The following is a 23869-nucleotide window of genomic DNA, read 5'->3' on the forward strand; positions in this document are numbered from 1 at the left end:
ACGCCGCCGCCGTGCTCACCAGCCGGTACTTCGCGGACGAGCCCGGCGCGGCCACAACTTTGGGTTCGACGTCATCCTGCTGGCCACCATGGTGCTGCTCGCACTGTCCGCGAACACGTCCTTCGGTGGCCTGCCCGTCCTGCTGAAGCTGCCGGCCCGCGACAACTACGTGCCCCACGTCTTCGGCCTCAAGGCCGACCGCCAGGTCCACCGCCACGGCGTCGTCTGGCTCGCGCCGGTATCCGCCGCGCTTCCGGTCTTCTCCGGCGGCGGCACCAACACTCTCGTCCCGCTCTTCGCGACCGGCGTCTTCGTCGGCTTCACCATCGCCCCGACCGGCATGGTCCTGCACCGGCGACGCGAGCGCGGACCCAGGTGGGCCCCGAAGACCACGCCGTCGTGTGCCGGCTCCGCTTCCGCTGCCGACCGTCAGGGATCCGTCAAAGACCCCTTTGCCCGGTGTCATCCACGTCGCACCGGGCGGAGGCTGGACGTGTCAGCGGTGGGGGGATGGATCCTGCGAGGTGGATCATGAGGCTTCCGCTTCGGGACACGGCTGCCGTCGCCGCCGGAGCCCTGGCACCGTTTGCCGCGGCTCTCGTGCTGATGCCGCTGCGGACTTCCGTCACGCACACCAACCTCGCGCTGCTGCTCGTCGTCGTGGTCGTGGCCGTGTCTGCGTTCGGCAACCGGACTGCCGGTGCGCTCGCCGCCCTGTCGGCCGCCGCATGGTTCGACTTCTTTCACACCGAGCCGTACCGGAGCTTCCACATCCAGGACCGGGCCGACATCGAGACCGCCGTCCTGCTCCTGGTCGTCGGCCTGATCGTGTCGCAGCTGGCCGCGCGTGCCCGGACGCTGAAGTGGGTGTCGGTCACGGACGCCACGCATCTGGAGCGGCTGCACGGCACGACCCGTCTGGCCCGCTCCAGTGCGTCTTCCGACGATGTCGTCCAACGGGTGCGGCGCGAACTGATCGAGGTGCTGGAACTGCGGGCGTGCCGTTTCGAGTACGGCACGCTCATCGGGCGTCCGCCGCGACTGGACCCGGACGGGACGGTGAAGGTGGCCGACTGGATCTGGGATCTGGAGCGACAGGGCTGGCCGGACGGCGAGATCGAATTGCGCGCCATCGTCCACGGGCGGTACCAGGGCCGCTTCCTGCTGACACCCGAATCCGGCTCCGTACCGCCGACGCTGGAGGCGCGGTTGGTCGCCGCCGACCTGGCGGCTCAGGCGGCCGCCGCGCTGGACGACGCCGGGGTCGGTGCAGGCCCGAGATCGTGAAGACCGAGTGAGCCGTGTCCCGTTCGACGCGGCGGGCGAGACGGTCGAGGTCCCGGGCACCTTCTCTGAGCATGCCGTTCTTGCGGGAGGTCCGTGCGCCGGCTTCCAGAAGCAGCCAGAGGGGTGGAATCGGCGAGGAGGATGCGTACGCCGATCTGGTTCCGGCCGCGTCCGTGCCGGTCAGTACGAGGCGCTGTTCGATCCCGTCCGTCCAGCGGACGGCGGCGAGCCGGTCGGTGCGTACAGCCCTTGGCTCCACAGGCTCCGGACGGTCACCCACCCGCCCTCCTCCATGGCTTGGTGGGCTGATGCGCGGTACTGGCGTGTCGCTCTGCGACACCCGCGGTCTCCCACGTCGGCAGCGAACGGGCCTGGGCTACGGGCCGTCGGCGACTACGAAAAGGTGGATATTGTCGGGAGCTTCGCGGCTACGCGAAGTCCCTGCGGTGGCCTCAGTCACGACGCCGACGTCGGCTATTGTGCGATGCGCCGCGCCTCATGCTTCCGGCGGGGATGCGCCGCGCCGCTGTGTGCGCAGGTGCTGCTGTACCTGTGCGGCGAAGCCCGTACAGGGTGGCAATCCGGTCTCCGTGGGCGCGTCAGGATTCGGCCGCGTGCCGAACTACGAATGGGGTGGGTTTGTCCAGTCATCGGCTGTCCAGGAAGGGCCGCTACGTTGCTTGGGCGACGGCGGCTGCTGCCGTCGTCGCGGGTGCCGGAATCGCAGCACAGACGTCGATGGCGGATACCGCCTGGCCTGCACAGAAGACCTATACCGGGCGTGCGTTCGATGCATGCACAGCCCCCTCGCTCGCGGCGATGAAAGCATGGAAGAACACAGGCTTCTACGGCGGCGCCGCGGTCTACATCGGAGGCAGGAATCGCGGCTGTGCCCAGCCCAATCTCACCGCATCCTGGGTAAGATCGGTCAGCTCCAGCGGCTGGAAACTCATACCGCTCTACGTCGGCGCCCAGCCGCCGTGCCAGAAGAGTGCGAACCAGGAAAAGTTCACCTCCTCCACGGCCGCCTCTGTCGGAGCGAGCAATGCCAAGGACGCAGTGGCCAAGGCATCGGCGCTCGGGATGAAAGCCGGCAGCCCGATCTATCTGGACATGGAACCGTACGACATCGCCGACAAGGCGTGTAACGACGCCGTCCTGACCTACGTGCGGTCATTTACCAGAACGCTGCGCAACGCCACCTACCGCGGCGGTCTGTACGGCTTCAGTAGCTCAAGCGCCAAGGCCATCGCCACCGCTACGAACAAAACTGACCTGCCAGGCAACCTCTGGTACGCGCTGTGGGACAAGAAGAACACGACTACCACGGACTGGCCGTGGAAGCCCACTCAGTTCACCAACCACAGTCGCGCCCACCAGTACATGGTCAACAGCAAGGAAAAGCGGGGCGGTTACACCATCACCGTGGACCGCAACGCATGGGACGCGCCAGTCGCGATCGTCGGCTGAGTCACCTCACCCGTGGCGGGCGGGAGGCTGCCGGCGAGAGAGTTCCTCCTCCTGACACGGGGACGGGGCTGTCCGCGGCGACGGCGCGGGCGAGGGTCAGCAGGCCGGCCCTGCCGTGGCACAGGGTGGCATCGGTGATCCGTGCCACGTACTGCGGCACACCTGCGCCTCGGTCATGTTGGAGGCAGGCGAGTCCGTCGTCACCCTGGCCCAGCGGTGGGGGCCGTCGATCACGCATGGTTACTACGCACACTTCATGCCGGAGCAGGGAATCGGTGCCGGGCTGTGATCGACGGCTTCCTCGGGGAGCGGTCCGCCGCCCAAAATTCCCCAGATTCTCCCCAGGGCTGATCGGGGTGATTCCTCAGGCTATTCGGCCCTGACCCCGGTCCGTGGATCTCCAGGGAGCCGGGCCGTATAGCCTGGGGAAATGCTGACAGAAGTCACTGCGACCCGCTATGTCACGCCCCTGCGGGAGGGTGGATCACTCCCCGGGATCGTCGAGGCCGACGACCTCGGCACGTACGTCATGAAGTTCACCGGCGCAGGGCAGGGGCGCAAGACCCTCGTTGCGGAGATCATCTGTGGGGAGCTCGGCAGACGGCTGGGGCTGCGGGTGCCCGAGCTGGTGACCATCCAGCTCGATCCCGTCATCGGGCTCGCGGAGCCGGATCAAGAGGTGCAGGAGCTGCTCAAGGCGAGCGGCGGGCTGAACCTGGGCATGGACTACCTGCCCGGCTCCCTCGGTTTCGATCCGCTCGCCTATGAGGTGGACCCGGTGGAGGCCGGCCGGGTCGTCTGGTTCGACGCGCTGATCAACAATGTGGACCGGTCGTGGCGGAACCCCAACACGCTGGTCTGGCACGGCGATCTCTGGCTGATCGACCACGGGGCCACGATGATCTGGCACCACAACTGGCCGGGGGCGCAGGCGTCGGCAGCCAAGCCGTACAACGCCTCCGACCACGTCCTCGCCCGGTTCGGGCCGGACATCGCAGCCGCCGCTGCCGAGCTTGCCCCGCTCGTCACCGAGGAACTGCTGACCGAGGTGATCGCCGATGTGCCCGAGGAGTGGCTGGCGGGCGAACCCGGTTTCGACACGACGGATCAGCTGCGCCGGGCGTATGCGGCGCCGTTGCTGGCGCGCGCCGGCAGCGTCCACGAGCGGATCACGATGGAGGCGCCCACACGGACGCGGGCCTCGCAGGCTCCCGGCTGGCTCGCCGAGCGCCTCACGCCGTGGCCGCATCCCACCCGGAAGGACCGCGCGGAGCAGGCGGACGCCGGACAGAGCAGCAAGGACGGCGGCCGATGAGCGAGCGCAGTGTTTTCGAGTACGCGGTACTGCGCGTTGTTCCGCGGGTCGAACGCGGTGAGTGCTTCAACGCGGGCGTGCTGGTGTACTGCCGGGCCAAGTCCTTCGTCGCCGCGCGCACGCATCTGGACCTGCGCAAGCTGAAGGCCCTGGATCCGCATGCCGATGTGGTGGGCGTACAGGCTGCTCTGCGCGCGGTCGAGGGGGTCTGCTGCGGTGGTGACGCGGCGGGCCAGGCTGCCGGTGATGACGCGGGGCGGCGCTTTCGCTGGCTGATCGCGCCGCGCTCCACGGTGGTCCAGCCGGGCGCCGTGCACAGCGGTCTCACCACGGACCCGGAAGCCGAGGTCGAGCGGCTGCTCGACCTGCTGGTGCGCTGAGTCGAAGGCCGGTGGCGCCGCCCGTGACGGGTCCGGCGGCGGCGCCGTCCGGTGTGACATGCGCCCCTGCCCCCGTGGGCCGTTGACACCGGGTGCCAGGGCTTCTAGCGTCTCGTCTGCTGAAGGTACTAAGCGGTTGCTCAGTTATCGGGAACTTCCTGACGTCCGCTGAGCCGCGATCCAAGGGCGAGGAGAACCAAGCATGTCCACCACCGAGCAGCGCGTCGCCATCGTGACGGGAGCGGCGCGGGGCATTGGCGCCGCCACAGCCGTACGCCTGGCGGCCGAGGGCCGCGCCGTCGCCGTACTCGACCTCGACGAGGCGGCCTGCAAGGACACGGTCGAGAAGATCACCGCCGCGGGGGGCACCGCCCTCGCCGTCGGCTGTGATGTGTCGGACAGCGCCCAGGTGGAAGCCGCCGTCGCGCGTGTCGCCGCCGAGCTCGGCGCCCCGACGATCCTCGTGAACAACGCGGGTGTACTCCGCGACAACCTGCTCTTCAAGATGAGCGAGGCCGACTGGGACCTCGTCATGAACGTGCACCTCAAGGGCGCGTTCCTGATGGCGAAGGCCGTCCAGTCGCACATGGTGGGGGCCAAGTTCGGCCGTATCGTCTCGCTGTCCTCCTCCTCGGCTCTCGGTAACCGGGGGCAGGCCAACTACTCTGCCGTCAAGGCCGGTCTGCAGGGCTTCACGAAGACCCTCGCCAAGGAGCTCGGCAAGTTCGGCGTCACCGCCAACGCCGTCGCCCCCGGCTTCATCGTCACGGAGATGACCGCCCAGACGGCGGCCCGCGTCGGCATGGGCTTCGAGGAGTTCCAGGCCGCGGCAGCCACCCAGATCCCCGTGCAGCGCGTGGGGTGGCCCGAGGACATCGCCAACGCCATCGCCTTCTTCACGGGGGACGACGCGGGCTTCGTGTCCGGGCAGGTCATGTACGTCGCCGGCGGACCGCTCAACTGACCCCGGAAGGGCAACGGACATCATGACTGTGCAGGACAGTGGCAAGGTCGCACTCATCACGGGTGCGAGCCGTGGCATCGGCTACGGCGTCGCCGAGGCGCTCGTCGCCCGGGGCGACCGGGTCGTCATCACGGGACGTGGCGAGGACGCCCTCAAGGAGGCCGTCGAGAAGCTCGGGGCCGACCGGGCGATCGGTATCGCCGGCAAGGCGCACGACGAGGCCCATCAGGCGGCAGCCGTCGAGCGCGCCATGGAGGCCTTCGGCCGGGTCGACTACCTGATCAACAATGCAGGTACGAATCCGGTCTTCGGCCCGATGGCCGAGCTCGACCTCAACGTCGCCCGCAAGGTATACGAAACCAATGTGATCTCGGCGCTCGGCTTCGCCCAGCAGACCTGGAAGGCCTGGCAGAAGGAGAACGGCGGGGCGATCGTGAACATCGCCTCGGTCGCCGGTGTCTCCGCGTCGCCCTTCATCGGTGCCTACGGGATGAGCAAGGCGGCCATGGTCAACCTGACCCTCCAGCTGGCGCACGAGTTCGCGCCGGTCGTCCGGGTCAACGCGATCGCTCCGGCCGTGGTGAAGACAAAGTTCGCCGAGGCGCTCTACGAGGGCCGGGAGGCGGAGGCCGCCGCCGCCTACCCGCTCGGCAGGCTCGGAGTTCCGGAGGACATCGGTGGCGCGGCCGCCTTCCTCACCTCCGCGCAGTCCGACTGGATCACCGGGCAGACGCTCGTGGTCGACGGAGGTATTTTCCTGAATGCTGGCGTGGCCTGAGTACGGCCTGAGCCGGTTTGGCCCTGAATGAGTCAAGCGCCCCGCCGGGCCAGCGGATTGACCCGGTGGGGCGCTGCGGTATGGTCTGCCGACCCATGGCTGATCGAGGAGCGTTCACGTGTTCTACCGGGCCAGTCTGCAGGCCGCTGCAGCCCTTGCATCTCTTTCTCTGCTGGCCGGCTGCGGTCTGCTGTCCGACAGCAGCTCGGAAACTGACCAGCAGATAGCAGTCGGGACGACGAGCTCGCCCTCGACACTCGATCCGGCAGCGGCCTGGGACGGCTCCTGGGAGCTGATGAGGAACGTCTTCCAGACCCTGGTGAGCTTTCCTACCGGCACGATGAGCCCCGAGCCCGACGCGGCGGAGGACTGCCAATTCACCGACTCCACGAGCATGGCCTACCGGTGCAAGCTCCGTAAGGGCCTGAAGTTCTCCAACGGGGAGGCGATCGACGCGGAGGCCGTCAAGTACTCCATCGACCGGATCGTGAAGATCAAGGTCAAGGGAGGCCCGGCCGGCCTGCTCGGCTCGCTCGACCGCGTGGAGACCAAGGGGGAGGACACGGTTGTCTTCCACCTCAGCAAGGCGGACGCGACCTTCCCGTTCATCCTGGCGACTCCGGCGATGTCGCTCGTCGCACCCGGTGACTACCCCGCGGACAAGATCCGTGACGACGGGAAGGTCACCGGCTCCGGGCCGTACATCCTGGAGTCGTACGAGCCGGGGAACAAGGCGGAGCTGACCAAGAACCCCAACTACAAGGGTTTCGCCAACCGCAAGAACACCGCCGTCACCATCCGTTACTTCAAGGACTCCGCCCCCATGGTGGATGCCCTGAAGAAGAAGGAGATCGACGCCACCTACCGCGGTCTGACGGCCGAGGAGGTCATCGGCCTCGAGGACAACAAGAAGGACAACAACGGTCTGCAGATCATCGAGACCGTCGGTGCCGACATCCGCTTCCTGGTCTTCAACCCTCGGGACCCGGCCGCCGGAAAGCCCGCGGTCCGGCGGGCGATCGCGCAGCTGGTGAACCGTGACGCCCTGGTCGCCAAGGTCTACCAGGGCACCGCGGAGCCGTTGTACTCCATGGTCCCCAAGGGCATCGCCGGCCACACCACGAGCTTCTTCGACGCTTTCGGCGACTCGAACACGGCCAAGGCGAAGGCGATTCTCGCCGAAGCGGGGATCGATGAGCCGGTCGAGATGACGTTCTGGTTCACCACGGACCGCTACGGCTCCTCCACCGCCCCCGAGTTCGCCGAGCTCAAGCGTCAGCTCGAGGAGTCCGGCCTGTTCAAGATCACTCTGAAGAGTGCGCCGTGGAAGATCTTCCAGGAGGGCTTCACCAAGGGCGAGTACCCGGTCTTCGGCCGTGGCTGGTTCCCCGACTTCCCGGACCCGGACAACTTCATCGCCCCCTTCGTGGGTAAGGACAGCGTCACCGGGACGCCCTACCTGACCGAGGAGATCGCTCAGCAGTTGGCGTCCTCCCGCCAGGAGAGCGACCGCGGTGCCGTTTCCACACAGTTCAAGAGGGCTCAGGAGATCCTCGTCGAGGACGTCCGGCTGCTGCCGCTGTGGCAGGGCAAGCTGTACGTGGCGGCCGGCGAGGACATCGGAGGCGGCGAGCGCGCCCTGGACCCGCAGACGGTCATGCAGATGTGGGAGCTGTACCGCAAGGCCAGCTGGTAGGGCTCCGGGCGTCCGTTGTCAGTGGCCCCCGGTAGGTTCTGTGGTCAAGAACCGATTGTTTACCGGAGGTTGTGGACGTGACCGACACCGACCTGCTGCCCGAATCCTGGCGCGGCGTCCTCGACGAAGAGCTGCAGAAGCCCTACTTCAAGGAGCTCACCGAATTCGTCGAGGAGGAGCGGGCCAAGGGGCCGGTGTATCCGCCGCGCGAGCAGGTCTTCGCTGCGCTGGACGCCACCCCGTACGACCGGGTCAAGGTGCTCATCCTCGGCCAGGATCCGTACCACGGCGAGGGGCAGGGGCATGGACTGTGCTTCTCGGTGCGGCCCGGCGTCAGGACGCCCCCTTCGCTCCGCAACATCTACAAGGAGATGAACGACGAGCTCGGCCTGCCGGTCCCGGACAACGGATATCTGATGCCGTGGGCCGAGCAGGGCGTCCTTCTGCTCAACGCGGTGCTGACGGTGCGTGGCGGCGAGGCGAATTCGCACAAGTCCAAGGGCTGGGAGAAGGTCACGGACGCGGTGATCCGCGCCGTCGCCGAGCGGCCCGACCCTGCGGTGTTCGTGCTCTGGGGCAACTACGCGCAGAAGAAGATCCCGCTGATCGACCAGGAGCGCCACGTGGTGGTGAAGGGCGCGCACCCCTCGCCGCTCTCCGCGAAGAAGTGGTTCGGCTCCCGCCCGTTCACCCAGATCAACGAGGCGATCGCCGCCCAGGGTCACGAGGCCATCGACTGGCGCATCCCGGACCTGGGGTGAGGGGTGACCCGGCCGGCAGTTCCGGTCCGCGCCTGAGCGGGTTTGCCGGCGGCTGCGGCTAGCGTTCGACCGACCGGAACGGGCTGGACGGGCTATCAGGGAGACCGCGGTGGCGGAGCAGCAGGAAGCGTCGAAGGACGCCGTCATGACCAGGATCGGCCAGGCGATCATGCTGCTGCACGGAGGGGACAGGGAAGAGGCCCGCAATCGCTTCGGCGTCATCTGGTCGGAGATCGGCGAGGAGGGCGAAGCCCTCCACCGCTGCACCCTCGCGCACTACATGGCCGACACCCAGGACGATCCCGGCGATGAGCTTGCATGGGACCTCCGGGCGCTGACAGCTGCGGAGGGCCTGACCGGCGAGCGGATCGCGGAACACCGGGATGCATCCGCGGTGCGGGCCTTCTTTCCCTCCCTGCACCTCAATCTCGCGGCGGACTATCTGAAGCTGCAGCGCCCCGAGGCTGCCCGGATCCATCTGGACCGGGCGTGGGACGCCGCCGGTGTGCTCGGGGACGATGGGTACGGCGGGGGCGTCCGTGCCGCCATCGGGCGGCTTGAGCAGAGGATGCGGGGCAGCGCCGCGGGGGAGTGATGGGGGCCCGCCGGTGTCCGGCGGGCCCACTGCGTACGGGGCCCTCCCGGGCTCAGCGGCCGTATGTCTCGTGGCAGATCTGGGACTCCGGGCTGCCCGCCGGCCATCGCCCGTACCCACGCCCGAGCGCGCACACGTCGCTTGCGGTGATGGGGGAGCCCGGCACAGCAGGGAGCACTACGGGCGGAACGGCGGGCACCTGGCGAGGTGTCCGCCCTCCCGGGGTGTCGGCCGGTTCGTACTGCCGCGGGGCTCGTGGCGTGGTTCTCCGGGCGGAGGAAGGAGCTCCCGACGGCACGGCCCGTACGGATGCCACGGGATCCGGCAGGGCCTCGAGGGAGTCCCGGACAGGCGGCTGAACAATCTGCGGTGCCACGTCCTGGACGGGTCTGCCGGACCCGGAACGCGGCGCGACGGTTCTCTTCGAGGGCTCCACCGACACGCAGCCGGAGGCAGCTGTGACAGCAATCCCCACCAGCAGCGTTGCTGTGATTCTGATTCGATGCACCCGGCCAACTCTGCTCGGTCGTTCCGCCCGGTGACAGCCGGTGAGCAAGGATTGGCCCGCACGAGTGACGCGGTCGGCGGTGTGCCCCGGAACCGGGTGCGGGAGCGGGAGCGTCAAGGGGCCGTGTGGAGGGCCCGGAGCGTCACTCCCCGGTCGCGCCGTCGATCCGTTCCCGGACGAGGTCCGCATGACCGTTGTGCCGGGCGTACTCCTCGATCATGTGCGTGTAGATCCAGCGGAGGGTGAAGGGCATGCCCCGGCGGCTCAGGCCGACCGACAGTCCGTCGAGCTCGAACTTCGCCGCGTTCACCCGTGCCACCTCGATCTCCGCGCGCCAGGTCGCCTGTGCCTCCTCCCAGGTGTCCGCCTCGGTGAGATGGAACTCCCCGTCAGGGTCCTCGTCCGTGCCGTAGATCGGCGGTACGTCCTCACCGACCAGCACCTCGCGGAACCAGCCGCGCTCGACCTCCGCCAGATGCCGCACGAGTCCGAGCAGTGTGAACTCCGAAGGAGGCACGGATGCCTCCCGCAACTGGGTGTCGGTGAGGCCCGCGCATTTCACGGCCAGCGTCTCGCGGTGGTAGTCCAGCCACCCCTCGAGCATCGGGCGCTCGGCGGCGTCGAAGGCGGGTTCGGTCCGTTCGTCTGTCGTCATGCCGGTCATCCTCGCTCAATGATCATGAGCCGGGCCGGCAATCAGAGGTTCTGGGCGGCCTGTACCCCGAGCATTCCGCGCAGCAGCTCGGCGCAGCCGGTACGCAGTTCGTCCTCGGTCGGAACGGAGCGGTGGTACGAGCCCGCGGCGCACGCGAACATCATCCCTTCCGACCAGGCCACGAGCGACAGCGCGTGGCGCTCCGGTTCGGCGGATCCCGCTGCGGTCATCAGGGCGACCAGAGGCTCGCGGAACTGCCGGCCCGCGGCATCGTAGAACGTCCGCAGCTCGGGGCGTCTGGTGGCCTCCAGGGCCAGCTCGTAGCGGCAGACCAGAAGCTCCGGATGGCCGGTCAGATAGCGGTGCAGCGCGCGTGCCAGCCCGGCGGCGACCGGGCCGGGGGCGCCGTCCGCCGGAAGCTCCCCGGGTGCGAGCACCTGCGCCTCACGTTCCGCGAGCCGGCGCACGGCAGCTTCCAGCAGCGCCTGCCGGGTTCGTGCGTGGTTCGACGTCGACCCCTGGGGGAGTCCGGCCCGCTCGTCCACCGCGCGATGGGTGAGACCCCGCATTCCGCGCTCTGCGAGCAGCGTGAGCGCGGTGTCGGCGATCAGGCCGGCGCGGGAGGCGCCGGGCGTCATGGTGGTGCGTGTGGGCATGAGGCCAATCTACCGCCGTCACTACGGCTGTAGTACGGTGGATGTAGCAACTACAGGTGTAGTTTCGAGGAGGGCTCGGTCATGACGGCACCCCATGCGGTGATCATCGGCAGCGGAATCGGCGGACTCACCGCCGCCACGGCGCTGCACCGGCGCGGCTGGCATGTCACCGTCCTGGAGCGTGCGCCCTCGGTGGAGCCGGTCGGCGCAGGCATCAGCCTCTCTCCCAACGCCCAGCGAGCCCTGGACGTCCTCGGGCTCGGCGACACGATCAGGTCCCTCGCGGCCTGGCAGGGCGACGGCGGGATGCGTACCCCGGCCGGCCGCTGGCTCGCCCGTACGAACAGCGCGGCCGCGGCGGAGCGGTTCGGCGGCCCCCTGGTCCTGCTGCACCGTTCCGTCCTGATCGATCTGCTCCGTGCCGGGATTCCCGACACCGCCCTGCACACCGGCACTCCGGCACAGCTCGTCGGCGTGGGCAGCCCGGGGGGACGCCGGGCCGTCGTGAGAACCCCCTCCGGGGACATCGAGGCCGACCTTGTGATCGGGGCCGACGGCATCGGCTCGGCCGTACGCTCCACGCTCTTCCCGCATCACCCGGGGCCCTCCTACGGCGGATTCACCACCTGGCGCGTCATCGCCCCCGCACTCGCCAGCCCGATCGGCTCGCAGGAGACCTGGGGCCGCGGCGCTCTGTGGGGCAGTCATCCGCTGAAGGACGGCCGGATCTACGCCTACGCTGCGGCCACCGCCCCGGCCGGGGCGGTGGCGCCCGACGACGAGCGGGCGGAACTGCTGCGCAGGTTCGGCGACTGGCACGCCCCGGTTCCCGGGATCATCGACGCCGTTGCACCCGATGAGGTCCTGCGGCACGACGTGTATCAGCTGACCGAACCGCTGCCCTCCTTCCACCGGGGGCGCACGGTGCTCGTGGGTGACGCCGCGCACGCCATGGCACCCACGCTGGGCCAGGGCGGCAACCAGGCCATCGAGGACGCCATCGTGCTCGCCCACCACGTCGCGCCGGACGGCGATGTGGGGGAGCAGGCGGCCGCCTACAGTGCGGCCAGGCTGCCCCGTACGACGGCGATCGTCCGCAAGGCCGCCCAGATCTCGCGGCTGATGCAGCTGACCAGCGGGCCGGCCGTCGCATTCCGGAACGGGCTGATGTCCACCGTCTCCCGCCTCGGTCCGGGTCTCGTCCTGCGGACGTTCGACGGGATCGCCGACTGGCGGCCGCCGCAGCGCACGTATGCTGCCGGAACCAAGGACGGGCATATGACGCGGCCGTGACACGGCGTGCGAGGACGACAGGGAGACATTGGTGAAGGTCGGCTGCATCGGGCTCGGCGACATCGCGCAGAAGGCGTATCTGCCGGTTCTGACGACACTGCCCGGGGTCGAGCTGCACCTGCAGACCCGTACGCCGGCCACCCTGGCAGCCGTTGCGGAGGCCCATCGGATCCCCGCGCGGCAGCGCCACGCGGACCTCGACTCGCTCCTGGCCCAGGGACTGGACGCCGCCTTCGTGCACGCGCCGACCTCCGTGCACCCGGAGATCACCGGGCGGCTGCTCGAAGCGGGTGTGCCCACCTACGTCGACAAGCCGCTCGCCCATGAACTCGCCGACTCCGAGCGGCTGGTGGCCCTGGCCGAGGACCGGGGCGTGAGCCTCGCCGTCGGGTTCAATCGCAGACTCGCCCCGTCCTACGCGCAGTGCATCGAACACCCGCGCGAGGTGATTCTGCTGCAGAAGAACCGGGTGGGGCTGCCCGAGGACCCGCGCAGCATGGTGCTGGACGACTTCATCCATGTCGTCGACACCCTGCGCTTCCTGGTGCCCGGCCCGGTCACCGGCACCGTCGTGCGGGCGCGGATCATCGACGGTCTCATGCACCATGTGGTGCTCCAGCTGTCGGGAGACGGCTTCACCGCCATCGGCATGATGAACCGGCTCAACGGCTCGACCGAGGAGATCCTCGAAGTCTCGGGGCAGGACTCCAAGCGCCAGGTCCTCAACCTCGCCGATGTCGTCGACCACAAGGGCCAGCCCACCGTCCGGCGGCGCGGTGACTGGGTACCGGTCGCACGCCAGCGCGGCATCGAGCAGAGCGTGCTGTCCTTCCTGGACGCGGTCAGGGCCGGAAAGGTGCTCAGCGCCCGGGACGCTCTGGAGACTCACCGTCTGTGCGAGCGAGTGGTCCGCGACGCGTTGGAGCAGGCGTCCTGAGGGACCGCGCCCCGGGTACGGCGAAGAAGGCGGCCAGCACCGCCAGCGCGCCGTACACCGGCCACGCACCGAGGCGCGCATAGAGCGTTGTTCCCCGGGCGAGCGGTACGTCGAACACGGCGGCCTCACTCTCGTCCGTACCGAGCCACGCTCCCACCCTGTCGCCCTGCGGGCCGTACACGGCGCTGACGCCCGTCAGGGTGGCGTGCACCATCGGACGTCCGCTCTCGGCCGCGCGCAACGCCCCGAGCGACGCATGCTGCGCCGGTGCCCAGCTGTGCTGGAACGTCGAGGTGGACGACTGGGCGATCAGCACCTGTGCGCCGTCCTTGGCCAGCCGTCTGCTCATGTCGGGAAACGCCGACTCGAAGCACACCAGTGGTCCGAGCCGCAGCCCGTCCTCGCCCGGCAGACGCATCACCACCGGACGGCTGCCGCGCAGCCGGTCCTCACCGGCGGCCTTGCCCACCGAGGTCGCCCAGCCCAGCACCGCACGGGCCGGAACGTACTCACCGAACGGCACCAGACGCATCTTGTCGTAGCGGTCCCCGGTCGGCCCGTCCGGACCCACCAGCACCGCGGACTTGAAGATCCCGGCGCGGTCCGGGCCGTCCGTCCGCCTGGCATCCATGTTCACCAGCACGTCGGCCCCGACCAGCCGCGAGAGCGCGGCGATCCGGGCCGCCGTCGCCGGGCTGCGCGAAAGATCGACACCGACACTGCTCTCGCCCCACACCACCAGGTCGACATCCCGGCCGGCGAGACCACGGGTCAGCTCCTCGCTGCGCGCGAACCGGCGCTCGATGCTGCCGGGGCCGTCGACGACACCCGGCTGCACGACGGCGATCCGTGCCGTTCCCGTGCTCTCCGGCCGCGGTGCCCCTACCCATAGCGCACCCACGAACAGCGTGCACGCCACCAGAGAGGCGGCGGCAGCAGCACGGGCCGCAGGAACGCCGAGCACCAGAGCGACCGCCGTGTTCACCGCCAGGACGAGCAGACTGACCAGCCACACGCCGCCCACCGACGCGGTCCGCAGAGCGGGCGCGAACTCCCACTGGCTGGCGCCGAGCAGCCCCCAGGGGCCGCCGAGCCCCTCCCAGGAGCGGACGAGCTCGATCATCAGCCAGCCGGAAGGCACCACGGCGACAGCCGCGATCGAGCGGAGGGCGGACGGTGATCCGCCGAGGAGCCTGGCCACCAGCAGGCCCCAAGGGGCCCACAACAGGCCGAGCAGCGCCGCGAGAACCACGATGAACACGTGCAGGCTCGGAACAAGCCAGTGATGCACGGCGAGCATGAAACCCATGCCGCCGAGCCATCCGTCGACGGCCGCACGCCGCCCGGTGTCCGCCGACCGGATCAGCAGCAGCCAGGGCACCAGCGCGACATAGGCGAACCACCAGAGCGACGGCGCGGGAAAAGCCAGGGCAGGCAGGGCGCCCGCGAGCAGGGCCGCGGCGGCGCGCCACCGGGGTGAGCGCAGCAGACGCACGCCGGGCCGGGACCCGGTGCCGGCCGGACCACCCGTATCCCGGTCTGCCGTAACCCGCCCGCCCCACAACGGCATGCCGTGTCCTCCCTGCCGGTCCGCCCACGTGATCCCAGTGTGGGGCAGAAGATCGGCAGCGCACAGTGGGCATGCCGCCCGACACGGCGCCGCGGGCCCGGGGATCAGCCGGTGGCGACGGCGCCGGGGGCGCACCTCCACTTCTCGTGGGCCTCGACGGTACGGATCCGCCAGCCCGGCTCGGTACGCAGCAGGTCGAAGGCATACCTGCCGCCGGAGACGAAGGCCGGTGCCGTCCCCTGTTCCCCGGCTTCCGGCCCCATCGGATTCAGATAGTCCGCCCGCACCCGTGCCTGGTCACCGGGGTAGCCGCCCAGATCCTGGAGATCGAGCCGCCGGTTGACGATCAGATGCTGGCGGACGGGGAAGGCGCGCAGGGTCCGGGTGAGCCACTGCGCGATCTCTGCGGCCGTGCCCTCGATCCCTCCCGCCCCGCGGTAGTCGGCGCGGCCGTCCTCGGTGAACAACGCGCTGTAGTCGTCCCAGGTGCCGTCGTCCACCGCCACCGCATAGTCAGTGATCACTGCATCGATGGAGAGCCGGTCCATCACCGTCGCCAGAGCCACGCGCTGTGTCATCGCCCAAGTCTCTGACAGTGGGAGCGGCAGGCCAAGGTGCCGGCACGAGCCGTGGCCGGACCGTGGCCCGGCCACGGACGACCCCGCAGCCCTGTGCACGGGTCATGTGCGCGTACGGGACGGGGCCTCACCGGCCCGCGCAGCCGATTGTGCAGGGGACGTAACCGTGCTTGATCGTCCGGCGTGACACACGGGAAACGGACGTTTCGTACCGTTGCGGAAGCAGCATCCCCCATGAGAGGCCGTACATGACCGCGCCGAATCCGCAGCCGGACACCCTCACCCAGGTGCGGACAGTCTGTTCCTACTGCGGTGTCGGCTGCGGGATCGTCCTCGACCTCGCCATGGGCGCCGACGGGCGGCGCACCGTCCTCAAGGCCTCGGGTGACAAGGCACACCCTGCGAACGGCGGCCGGCTCTGCACCAAGGGCGCGACGAGTGCGGACATGCTCGCCGCCCAGGGCCGGCTGACGACCGCGCTGGTCCGGGCGGACCGCAGCGAGGAACCGGAACCGCTGGCCATGGAGGCCGCCGTCAAGGAGACCGCACGGCGGCTGCGCGCGGTGCTGGACGAGCACGGACCCGACGCACTCGCCCTCTACGTGTCCGGGCAGATGACGCTGGAGGCGCAGTACCTGGCCAACAAGCTGGCCAAGGGCTTCGTCCGCACGAAGTGGATCGAGTCCAACTCCCGGCTCTGCATGGCGAGTGCGGGCAGCGGCTACAAGCTGTCGCTGGGAGCCGACGGACCCCCCGGTTCGTACCAGGACTTCGAGCACGCCGACACGTTCTTCGTGATCGGCGCCAACATGGCCGACTGCCACCCCATTCTGTTCCTCCGCCTCATGGACCGGGTGAAGGCGGGGGCAAAGCTCATCGTGGTCGACCCCCGGCGCAACGCCACCGCCGACAAGGCCGACCTGTTCCTCCAGATCCGCCCCGGCACGGACCTGGCGCTGCTCAACGGACTGATGTACCTCCTTGTCGAGAACGGCCACACCGACCCGGAGTTCATCGCCGAGCACACCGAGGGCTGGGAGGCGATGCCCGGCTTCCTCCGGGACTACCCGCCGGCGACGGTCGCGGAGATCACCGGCCTCCCGGAGGCGGACATCCGGCGTGCCGCCGACTGGATCGGCGAGTCAGGCGAGTGGATGAGCTGCTGGACCATGGGCCTCAACCAGAGCACGCACGGCACCTGGAACACCAACGCCCTGATCAATCTGCACCTGGCGACCGGCGCCATCTGCCGCCCCGGCAGCGGCCCCTTCTCCCTCACCGGCCAGCCCAACGCCATGGGGGGCCGCGAGATGGGTTACATGGGGCCCGGCCTGCCCGGCCAGCGCAGCATGCCGGCCGACGAGGATCGCGCCTTCGCCGAGGAGCTGTGGGGCGTCGGGCCGGGGACGCTGCGCACGGATGCGGCGGGCGCCGGAACCGTCGAGATGTTCCGGCGGATGGCGGACGGGGATATCAAGGCCTGCTGGATCATCTGCACCAACCCCGTGGCATCCGTGGCCAACCGCAGAACGGTGATCGAGGGGCTCGAAGCAGCGGAATTCGTCGTCACCCAGGACGTGTTCGCCGAGACCGAGACCAACGCGTACGCCGATGTCGCCCTGCCCGCAGCGATGTGGGCGGAGGCCGAAGGCGTCATGATCAACTCGGAACGGAACCTCACGCTGAGCCGGCGGGCCGCCGATCCGCCCGGGGAGGCCTGGCCGGACTGGCGGATCATCGCGCGGATCGCCTGCGAGATGGGGTACGAGGACGCCTTCGGGTACAGCAGCGCCGAGGAGATCTTCGAAGAGATCAAGCAGGCCCACAACCCGAGGACGGGATACGACCTGCGCGGGGTGACGTACGAGCGTCTGCGCGAGACCCCCGTCCAGTGGCCCAGCGCCACCGAGGACGGCCCCGACCGCAATCCGGTGCGCTACGTGAACGACGGGGTCAGCCAGACTCTGACCGTACGCCCCGACGGGACCGTGCCCCGCCTGGCCTTTCCGACCGCGAGTCGCCGGGCGGTGTTCTTCGCCCGCCCGCACATACCCGCGGCCGAGATGCCCGACGACGACTTCCCGTACGTGCTCAACACCGGGCGCCTGCAGCACCAGTGGCACACCCTGACGAAGACCGGGAAGGTCGCCAAGCTCAACAGGCTGAACCCCGGCCCCTTCGTGGAGATCAACCCGCAGGACGCGCAGGAACTCGGTATCGGCGAGGGCGATTCGATCGAGGTCGCCTCGCGGCGCGGCCGGGCTGTTCTGCCGGCCGTCGTGACCGACCGGGTGCGGCCCGGCAACTGTTTCGCGCCCTTCCACTGGAACGACCTGTTCGGCGAGTACCTCAGCGTCAACGCGGTGACCAGCGATGCCGTCGACCCGGTCTCGTTCCAGCCGGAATTCAAGGTCTGCGCGGTGACGCTCGCGAAGGTCGCCGCTGTTCTGCCCGCCCCCGTGCCGGAGACTGCCGCCCCGGTCACCGCAGCACTCGCCGGTGTGTTCGGGATCGCCGACGCCGCGCCACCCGCGCTGACCGACCACGAGCGCCGCTACCTGTCCGGATTCCTCGCGGGACTCGGCACGCAGACCGTGGGCACCCCCGTCCTGCCCGAGCATGCTCCGTTCGAACCTGAGCACGCCCTGTGGGTCAACGGAGTGCTGGCCGGGATGTTCTCCCGCGCACCGGGCGACGCTCCCGGGAGCCGCGTGCCCGCCGCCCCCGCGCCGAGGAAGCAGGCTTCGGAACAGGCCCGCCACGTGGTGGTCCTGTGGGCCTCGCAGACCGGGAACGCCGAAGAGGTCGCCGCGGCCGCCGCGCAGCGGCTCACCGCCGGGGGACGGGCGACGACGCTCCTCGGGATGGACGACAGCCCGCTGGAGAACCTGCCGGGCCAGGCCGATCTACTGGTCGTCACCAGCACCTTCGGTGACGGTGACGCGCCCGACAACGGCTCAGGGTTCTGGGAGTCCCTCAACGCCCCCGACACGCCCCGCCTCGACGGCGTGCGCTACGCCGTACTCGCCCTCGGGGACTCCTCGTACGACGACTTCTGCGGCCACGGCCGGCGGCTCGACGAGCGGTTCCACGAGCTGGGCGCCGTGCGGCTCGTCCCGCGTACCGACTGCGAGCCGGACTACGAGGAGCCGGCCGGCCAGTGGATCGACGAGGTGTTCACCGCCCTGGGCGCTCCGGCGGAGCCCGTGGCGGCCGCTCCCGCCGTCCTTCGCCCCTCCAAGGCGGCGCCCGCGCTCGCCCGTCTCACGGGCAACCGGCTGCTCAGCCTGCCCGGTGCGGCCAAGGAGGTACGCCAGTTCACGTTCGACACCCGGGACAGCGCCGTACCCCTGGTGTACGAGGCAGGTGACGCGCTCGGCGTCGTTCCGGTCAACTGCCCCGACCTCGTGGCGGAATGGCTCGCCGTCACCGGCCTGGACGCCTCGGCCCCCGTCGACGTCCCCGGCCTCGGTTCCGTACCGCTCGGTGAGGCACTCCACCGCCATCTGGACATCGCCGGGATCACCCCGGACCTCCTGCGTCTGGTTGCCGACCGCACCCACGACCGCACCCTCAAGAAGCTGCTGCGCCCGGACAACAAGGGTGAACTCGCCCAGTGGACCTGGGGCCGGCAGGCCGTCGACGTCATCGCCGAACACTCCGCCCGTGCCACGGCGGCCGAGTGGACCGGCGCCCTCACACGCCTTCGGCCGAGGCTGTACTCCATATCCTCCAGCCCGCTGACCGACCCCGGTATGGTCCAGGTCACCGTGTCCGTCATCCGCTACGAGAACCGGCACGGACGTCCCCGCAAGGGTCTGGCCTCCACCTTCCTCGCCGATGCGGAAGCAGGCAGCCCCGTACCGGTCTTCGTCCAGCGCGCCCCGCACTTCCGGCCTCCGGCCGACCCCGCCACCCCCATGGTGATGGTCGGCCCCGGAACCGGAGTCGCCCCGTTCATCGGCTTCCTCGACGAACGCCGCGCCCTCGGACACCGGGCTGCCAACTGGCTGTTCTTCGGCGAACAGCGCCGGGCCACGGACTTCTACTACCAGGACGAACTCGACCGCCTGCGCAGCGAGGGCACACTGACCCGGTTGGACACCGCCTTCTCCCGCGACCAGCGGGTCAAGGTCTACGTCCAGGACCGGATGCGCGAGCACGGCGCCCATCTGTGGGCCTGGCTCCAGGAGGGCGCCCACTTCTACGTCTGCGGCGACGCCTCCCGCATGGCGAAGGACGTGGACCGGGCCCTGCGGGACATCGCCATGGCCCACGGCGGGCTGGAGGAGGACGCTGCCGCCGCGTACGTCAAGCAGCTCGCCGCCGACAAGCGGTATGTGCGCGACGTGTACTGAGCGGCTTGCGGGTGAACGCCCGCGCGCCGGCGGCGTCCGTGACCGGCGCGGGTCAAAGGGCGCCGAACCACATGTCCGCGAGTGAGTCCAGAGTGCGTCGGCAGGAGCGGGCAGCTCCCGCAGATACCAGGGAAGGTTGCTGTACACGTGCAGCAGCGTGTACGCCAGGAGTTCGGACGGTTCGAAGGTCCGGCCGTACGCCTTCAGGAGCCGCGTCATCAACCGCCGGTCCCCACGGGTCACGAACAGTCCGACAGCCACGAAGTCGTAGGCAGGGTCGCCGATCATCGCGGGCTCGAAATCGAACAGCCCGGTGAGCCGGGGGCTGCCCGCGTCCACGAGCAGGTGCTCGCGCATGAACTCCGTGTGCAGGAGGGCGGATCGAGGAGCGGCGGGCGGCCGCACCCGGTCGAGGAAGTCGGAGATCTGCTCCGATCAGGCCCCCGCCAGCCCCCGTTGCCGCTGCTGCCCGACGGCGCCTGCCCGCTGCCGGCCCAGGAACGCACTCCAGTCACCTGGGCCGAGTACATCCGCGAGCGGCTCGGTGTCGAGTGCGTGCAGGGCGGCGAGCGTCTCACCGGCCTCGCTCACGATCCGCTCATGGTCCGTCCGCGGCATGCGTTCCCAGGCGACGGCGAGGCCTTCACCGTGCAGCCGGGACATCAGCACGTAGTGCCAGCCGTTCTCGTACGGTCCGAAGCTGTGTACCTCGGGTGTGGGGACGGGCAGCCGCCGCTGGAGATGAGTCAGCACGCGTCCTTCGGCGATGCCGTCCTCGGCAGCCGCGCCAGGGAACAACTTGAGTACGTGCTCGCCCCCGACCGCGTACACCGGCTGGGAACCTTCCGGGAAGCGGGTGAGGGCGGCTCCGGCGAGCCCGAGCCGCGCACAGAGGTCCTCCGCGCCAGGACGCATCACGGCCTCGTCCGGTACGACCGCGTCCCACTCCTCGTCCGTATTCACCTCAGGCAGCATGCGCTGCACCGTAGGGAGCCGGGAAACGGATGGCAACGCGGTTTCCCTGCGGCCCGGCGGAGTGCACCGGGCCCCGGCCGGCCGTAGCGTGGACCGAAAATCTCCGAGCGGACGGCAGGTGCCCGCGATGGCCGGTGAGGTCTCCTTCTTCGAGCTGGGTGCGGGCGACCCCGAGCAGGCGCGGACGTTCTACGGCGGGCTGTTCGGCTGGACCTTCGATCCCGGCCCGGCCGACGGCGGCGGGTTCGCGATCGGTACGCCCAACGTTCCCGGCGGGGACGCGGGCGCGAGCCCGTACCTGTTCTTCGCCGTCGACGACATGCCGTCCGCCGTGGCACGCGTCCGCGAACTCGGCGGCCGGGTCGACGACATCGACCTGGGAAGCGACGAAGGGTCGGTCGCCCGGTTCGGCCGCTTCCAGCTCTGCCACGACGACCAGGGTTCCCCCTTCGGACTGCACCAGCCGCCGGACCCGAGTTCCTGACCAAGAGAGCTTCACCGGCCCGGTCTCTGCGCAGGCCGTCGTCGAGCGACTCACCCGGCGGCAACATCGCCGGGACCGACAACGACTCCTGCCGAATTGCCTCTACCCGCGCCCGCGCCGGACAACGGAAGAGGCGGGCTCGGTATCGGAAAGTGCCCCACCAGCCCATCAGCTCTCCGACAGGCGCCGACGCCACCACCCGCAGGCACCATGGGGGCTTGCCGGCATGAGGGGCGGGTTGAGGGGAACGCTGCGGCGATCGAAATCAGCGTCCAGTCCGGCGATCATCCGGCCAAGGTCTGATCGAGCACCGCGGGGAAGCCACAGCAGCACGTCCTCCAGGAGGTCACGCGCCACCAGAGGATCACAGCACTCACAGGCCATCACTGGATCAGGCAGAACACGGCCCGGCTGATCCACATACCGTCGGCACTCGGCCAGGGCGGCAGCCACGGCTCCGGGCCATAGCCGGTTCTCCTCCAGCTTCCGGATCGTCACGCGGGTTGCTGCGGAAACACCACGGATCCGGCGTACCGGTACATATCTACGTGGCCGCCACCGCTCGGCGCGGACGGCGTTCGGACGCCTACGCGGCATCGGCCTTTCGGATCAGCATGCCGTCATCCTGCCACGAACCGGACCGGCTCCGCACGTGATCATCGAGAGCCTGGGCCCCCATCGCGGCGTGCTGCTGCCGGGATTGATCGCAGTACCGCACCGCGCTCACCGCCGGTCCGGGATGCACGGTGAGGAGACAGCTCGTCCACGGAGCCGGGCCCGATCCGGGCATGCGGATCGGGCCTGCCTCCGACCGGGCTTCTCAGCCCGCGGATTCACCGGCGTGGGGACTCAGGGAACCGGCTCCGATCAGCACGAACAACACAATGCCCAGAATCACGCGGTAGATGACGAACGGCATGAAGCTCTTCGTCGTAATGAACTTCATGAACCACGCGATCACGGCGTAGCCCACGCCGAACGCGATGAACGTCGCGAAGATCGTCGGCCCCCAGGAGACATGCCCCTCGCCTGCGTCCTTCAGCTCGAACACGCCCGAGGCCAGTACCGCCGGAATGGCAAGAAGGAAGGAGTAGCGGGCCGCTGCCTCGCGGGTGTATCCCATGAGCAGCCCGCCGCTGATCGTGGCGCCCGAGCGGGAGACGCCCGGGATCAGGGCCATTGCCTGGCAGAAGCCGAAGATCAGGCCGTCCTTGACGCCCAGTTCCTTCAGCGACTTGCGCTCCTTGATCGCACGGTGCTTTCCGCCGGTCTCGTCGCGGGCAGCGAGCCGGTCCGCGATGCCGAGGACGATGCCCATGACGATCAGCGTCGTCGCGATCAGGCGGAGGTCACGGAAGGGACCCTCGATCTGGTCCTTGAACGTCACACCGAGCACACCGATGGGAATCGAACCGATGATCACCAGCCAGCCCATCTGGGCATCGTGATCGCTGCGCATCGACGCGTTCGTCAGCGACCGGAACCAGGCCGAGATGATCCGGACGATGTCCTTGCGGAAATAGATGAGGACCGCAGCCTCGGTGCCGATCTGCGTGATGGCGGTGAACGCCGCACCCGGGTCGTGCCAGCCGGCGAACGCGGCGGTCAGCCGCAGATGTGCGCTGGAGGAGATCGGCAGGAACTCGGTCAGTCCCTGAACGAGGCCCAGGACGAATGATTCGAACCAGCTCATGGGGCTTTGGCCATCCCGGAGGTGATCATGCAACGTCCGACGGAGACTCAGGCCGTCGACAGCGTGCGGAAGCGGTCAAAAAGGGAAAAAAGGGGACGGTGTCGCGGCCCCGGAGATCGTCTTTCGGTCGCGGGCAGCGTATCGCCTGTAAGTGAACGGACTCCCGGCTGCCCCCGCCGGCAAGCCCGTCCGCCGTTCAGGAAACGCCCAGCCGGTGACGCTTGCGCCAGGCGACCAGGACCGCACCCGCCCCCGACAGCACGATGAAGCCCATGGCCGCCAGGAAGGCGGGCGAGGTCGGCGAGGAGGCCTCACTGCCCGCGACGACGTACGCAGCCGTATTGGGGATCGAACCGAGCCCGGTGGCCAGCAGGAACGGCGGATATCCCATCCGGGAGGTCGCCGCACAGTAGTTGGCGGCGGCGAACGGCACGCCGGGGAAGAGCCGTAGCGCCAGCATGGAGCGGAAACCGTGCCGGCTCAGCAGTCCGTCCGCGGCCTTCAGCCACCGGCCGCGCAGGAGTGTACGGAGGGCGTCCTGCCCCAGCACGCGACCGAGCATGAAGGAGACACCCGCGCCGAGCACGGTGCCCGCCAGAGCCGCCGCCAGGCCGGTCTGCGCACCGAAGAGCGCGCCGGCGGCGAGGTTGAGCAGAGGACGCGGTACGAACGCCACGGTGCACACGCCGTACACGACGCCGAACAGCATGGCTGCGGCCGAACCGGTCAGCTGTGGTGGCCATCCGGAGGAGAGCAGCCGCTGTGGTTCGAACAGCAGCATGGTGGTGGCAGCAGCCAACAGCACCGCCACGAGCAGGGAGAGCCGGGACCAGGGTGAGAGCAGCACCCTCGTACAACGCACTGCGAGACCGCCGGCGGGCCGGGCGGCGGGGACGGGGTCGAACATGCGGGGAGA

At 69.5% G+C, this 23869-nt stretch carries 19 protein-coding genes and 2 pseudogenes; 14 read left to right on the top strand and 7 right to left on the bottom strand.

The window, feature by feature from the left end; genetic code table 11:
• Positions 1 to 40 precede the first annotated feature (40 nt).
• The 10 genes and pseudogenes from ACFWBQ_RS21335 to ACFWBQ_RS21380 form a co-directional block, all read left to right on the top strand.
• Positions 41 to 388: pseudogene (locus ACFWBQ_RS21335) on the top strand (amino acid permease); the annotation flags it as partial.
• A gap of 143 nt (positions 389 to 531) precedes the next feature.
• The gene (locus ACFWBQ_RS21340) at positions 532 to 1287 is read left to right on the top strand and encodes a DUF4118 domain-containing protein (protein ID WP_385491195.1); all 756 of its coding nucleotides are present in this window, start codon (positions 532 to 534) and stop codon (positions 1285 to 1287) included.
• A 639-nt stretch (positions 1288 to 1926) separates the two neighbouring features.
• Positions 1927 to 2757, top strand: a complete 831-nt coding sequence (locus ACFWBQ_RS21345; RefSeq protein WP_385491584.1) for a glycoside hydrolase domain-containing protein — start codon at positions 1927 to 1929, stop codon at positions 2755 to 2757.
• A gap of 430 nt (positions 2758 to 3187) precedes the next feature.
• The gene (locus tag ACFWBQ_RS21350) at positions 3188 to 4072 is read left to right on the top strand and encodes a HipA family kinase (RefSeq protein ID WP_385491197.1); all 885 of its coding nucleotides are present in this window, start codon (positions 3188 to 3190) and stop codon (positions 4070 to 4072) included.
• Complete coding sequence (locus ACFWBQ_RS21355; RefSeq protein WP_385491200.1) at positions 4069 to 4452, top strand: DUF3037 domain-containing protein; 384 nt, start codon at positions 4069 to 4071, stop codon at positions 4450 to 4452. The genes ACFWBQ_RS21350 and ACFWBQ_RS21355 overlap by 4 nt, the downstream gene beginning before the upstream one ends.
• Before the next feature lie 202 nt (positions 4453 to 4654).
• Positions 4655 to 5416, top strand: a complete 762-nt coding sequence (gene fabG, locus ACFWBQ_RS21360; protein ID WP_329213274.1) for a 3-oxoacyl-ACP reductase FabG — start codon at positions 4655 to 4657, stop codon at positions 5414 to 5416.
• Between the two features lie 22 nt (positions 5417 to 5438).
• Positions 5439 to 6194: an SDR family oxidoreductase gene (locus ACFWBQ_RS21365; protein ID WP_385491203.1), complete on the top strand. Its 756-nt coding sequence runs from the start codon at positions 5439 to 5441 to the stop codon at positions 6192 to 6194.
• A gap of 118 nt (positions 6195 to 6312) precedes the next feature.
• Positions 6313 to 7890 carry an ABC transporter substrate-binding protein gene (locus ACFWBQ_RS21370; protein WP_385491206.1) on the top strand — a complete coding sequence of 526 codons (1578 nt, stop codon included), beginning with the start codon at positions 6313 to 6315 and terminating at the stop codon, positions 7888 to 7890.
• 77 nt (positions 7891 to 7967) lie between these two features.
• Positions 7968 to 8651, top strand: coding sequence for a uracil-DNA glycosylase (locus ACFWBQ_RS21375; protein WP_385491209.1), 684 nt, complete (start codon positions 7968 to 7970; stop codon positions 8649 to 8651).
• Positions 8652 to 8760: 109 nt separating this feature from the next.
• Positions 8761 to 9246 (top strand): hypothetical protein, encoded by a 486-nt coding sequence (locus tag ACFWBQ_RS21380; protein WP_385491212.1) that lies wholly within the window; start codon positions 8761 to 8763, stop codon positions 9244 to 9246.
• A gap of 650 nt (positions 9247 to 9896) precedes the next feature.
• Here the strand turns inward: ACFWBQ_RS21380 and ACFWBQ_RS21385 are convergent.
• Entirely contained in the window at positions 9897 to 10409 is a 513-nt protein-coding gene (locus ACFWBQ_RS21385) for a DinB family protein (protein WP_385491215.1), read from the bottom strand.
• Between the two features lie 41 nt (positions 10410 to 10450).
• Complete coding sequence (locus ACFWBQ_RS21390) at positions 10451 to 11065, bottom strand: TetR/AcrR family transcriptional regulator (RefSeq protein WP_385491218.1); 615 nt, start codon at positions 11063 to 11065, stop codon at positions 10451 to 10453.
• Positions 11066 to 11146: 81 nt separating this feature from the next.
• Between ACFWBQ_RS21390 and ACFWBQ_RS21395 the strand changes: the two genes are divergently transcribed.
• Both ACFWBQ_RS21395 and ACFWBQ_RS21400 read left to right on the top strand, forming a co-directional pair.
• Positions 11147 to 12358 (top strand): FAD-dependent monooxygenase, encoded by a 1212-nt coding sequence (locus tag ACFWBQ_RS21395; RefSeq protein ID WP_385491220.1) that lies wholly within the window; start codon positions 11147 to 11149, stop codon positions 12356 to 12358.
• 31 nt (positions 12359 to 12389) lie between these two features.
• The gene (locus ACFWBQ_RS21400) at positions 12390 to 13295 is read left to right on the top strand and encodes a Gfo/Idh/MocA family protein (RefSeq protein ID WP_385491223.1); all 906 of its coding nucleotides are present in this window, start codon (positions 12390 to 12392) and stop codon (positions 13293 to 13295) included.
• Here the strand turns inward: ACFWBQ_RS21400 and lnt are convergent.
• Both lnt and ACFWBQ_RS21410 read right to left on the bottom strand, forming a co-directional pair.
• Positions 13219 to 14865, bottom strand: a complete 1647-nt coding sequence (lnt, locus tag ACFWBQ_RS21405; protein ID WP_385491226.1) for an apolipoprotein N-acyltransferase — start codon at positions 14863 to 14865, stop codon at positions 13219 to 13221. The two genes, ACFWBQ_RS21400 and lnt, sit on opposite strands and share 77 nt — an antisense overlap.
• A gap of 104 nt (positions 14866 to 14969) precedes the next feature.
• Positions 14970 to 15443 carry a nuclear transport factor 2 family protein gene (locus ACFWBQ_RS21410; RefSeq protein WP_385491228.1) on the bottom strand — a complete coding sequence of 158 codons (474 nt, stop codon included), beginning with the start codon at positions 15441 to 15443 and terminating at the stop codon, positions 14970 to 14972.
• Positions 15444 to 15691: 248 nt separating this feature from the next.
• On the opposite strand from ACFWBQ_RS21410, the gene ACFWBQ_RS21415 reads away from it, so the two are divergent.
• Complete coding sequence (locus tag ACFWBQ_RS21415) at positions 15692 to 19801, top strand: molybdopterin-dependent oxidoreductase (protein WP_385491231.1); 4110 nt, start codon at positions 15692 to 15694, stop codon at positions 19799 to 19801.
• 52 nt (positions 19802 to 19853) lie between these two features.
• Here ACFWBQ_RS21415 and ACFWBQ_RS21420 read toward each other — a convergent pair.
• Positions 19854 to 20776: pseudogene (locus ACFWBQ_RS21420) on the bottom strand (phosphotransferase family protein).
• Between the two features lie 127 nt (positions 20777 to 20903).
• Here ACFWBQ_RS21420 and ACFWBQ_RS21425 point away from each other — a divergent pair.
• Positions 20904 to 21260, top strand: a complete 357-nt coding sequence (locus ACFWBQ_RS21425; protein WP_385491234.1) for a VOC family protein — start codon at positions 20904 to 20906, stop codon at positions 21258 to 21260.
• An 820-nt stretch (positions 21261 to 22080) separates the two neighbouring features.
• Here ACFWBQ_RS21425 and ACFWBQ_RS21430 read toward each other — a convergent pair.
• Positions 22081 to 22953: an undecaprenyl-diphosphate phosphatase gene (locus ACFWBQ_RS21430; protein ID WP_385491236.1), complete on the bottom strand. Its 873-nt coding sequence runs from the start codon at positions 22951 to 22953 to the stop codon at positions 22081 to 22083.
• Positions 22954 to 23149: 196 nt separating this feature from the next.
• The gene (locus ACFWBQ_RS21435; protein ID WP_385491239.1) at positions 23150 to 23860 is read right to left on the bottom strand and encodes a TVP38/TMEM64 family protein; all 711 of its coding nucleotides are present in this window, start codon (positions 23858 to 23860) and stop codon (positions 23150 to 23152) included.
• Between the last annotated feature and the right edge of the window lie 9 nt (positions 23861 to 23869).

The sequence above is a fragment of the Streptomyces sp. NPDC060035 genome (assembly GCF_042736635.1).
Taxonomy (GTDB): domain Bacteria; phylum Actinomycetota; class Actinomycetes; order Streptomycetales; family Streptomycetaceae; genus Streptomyces.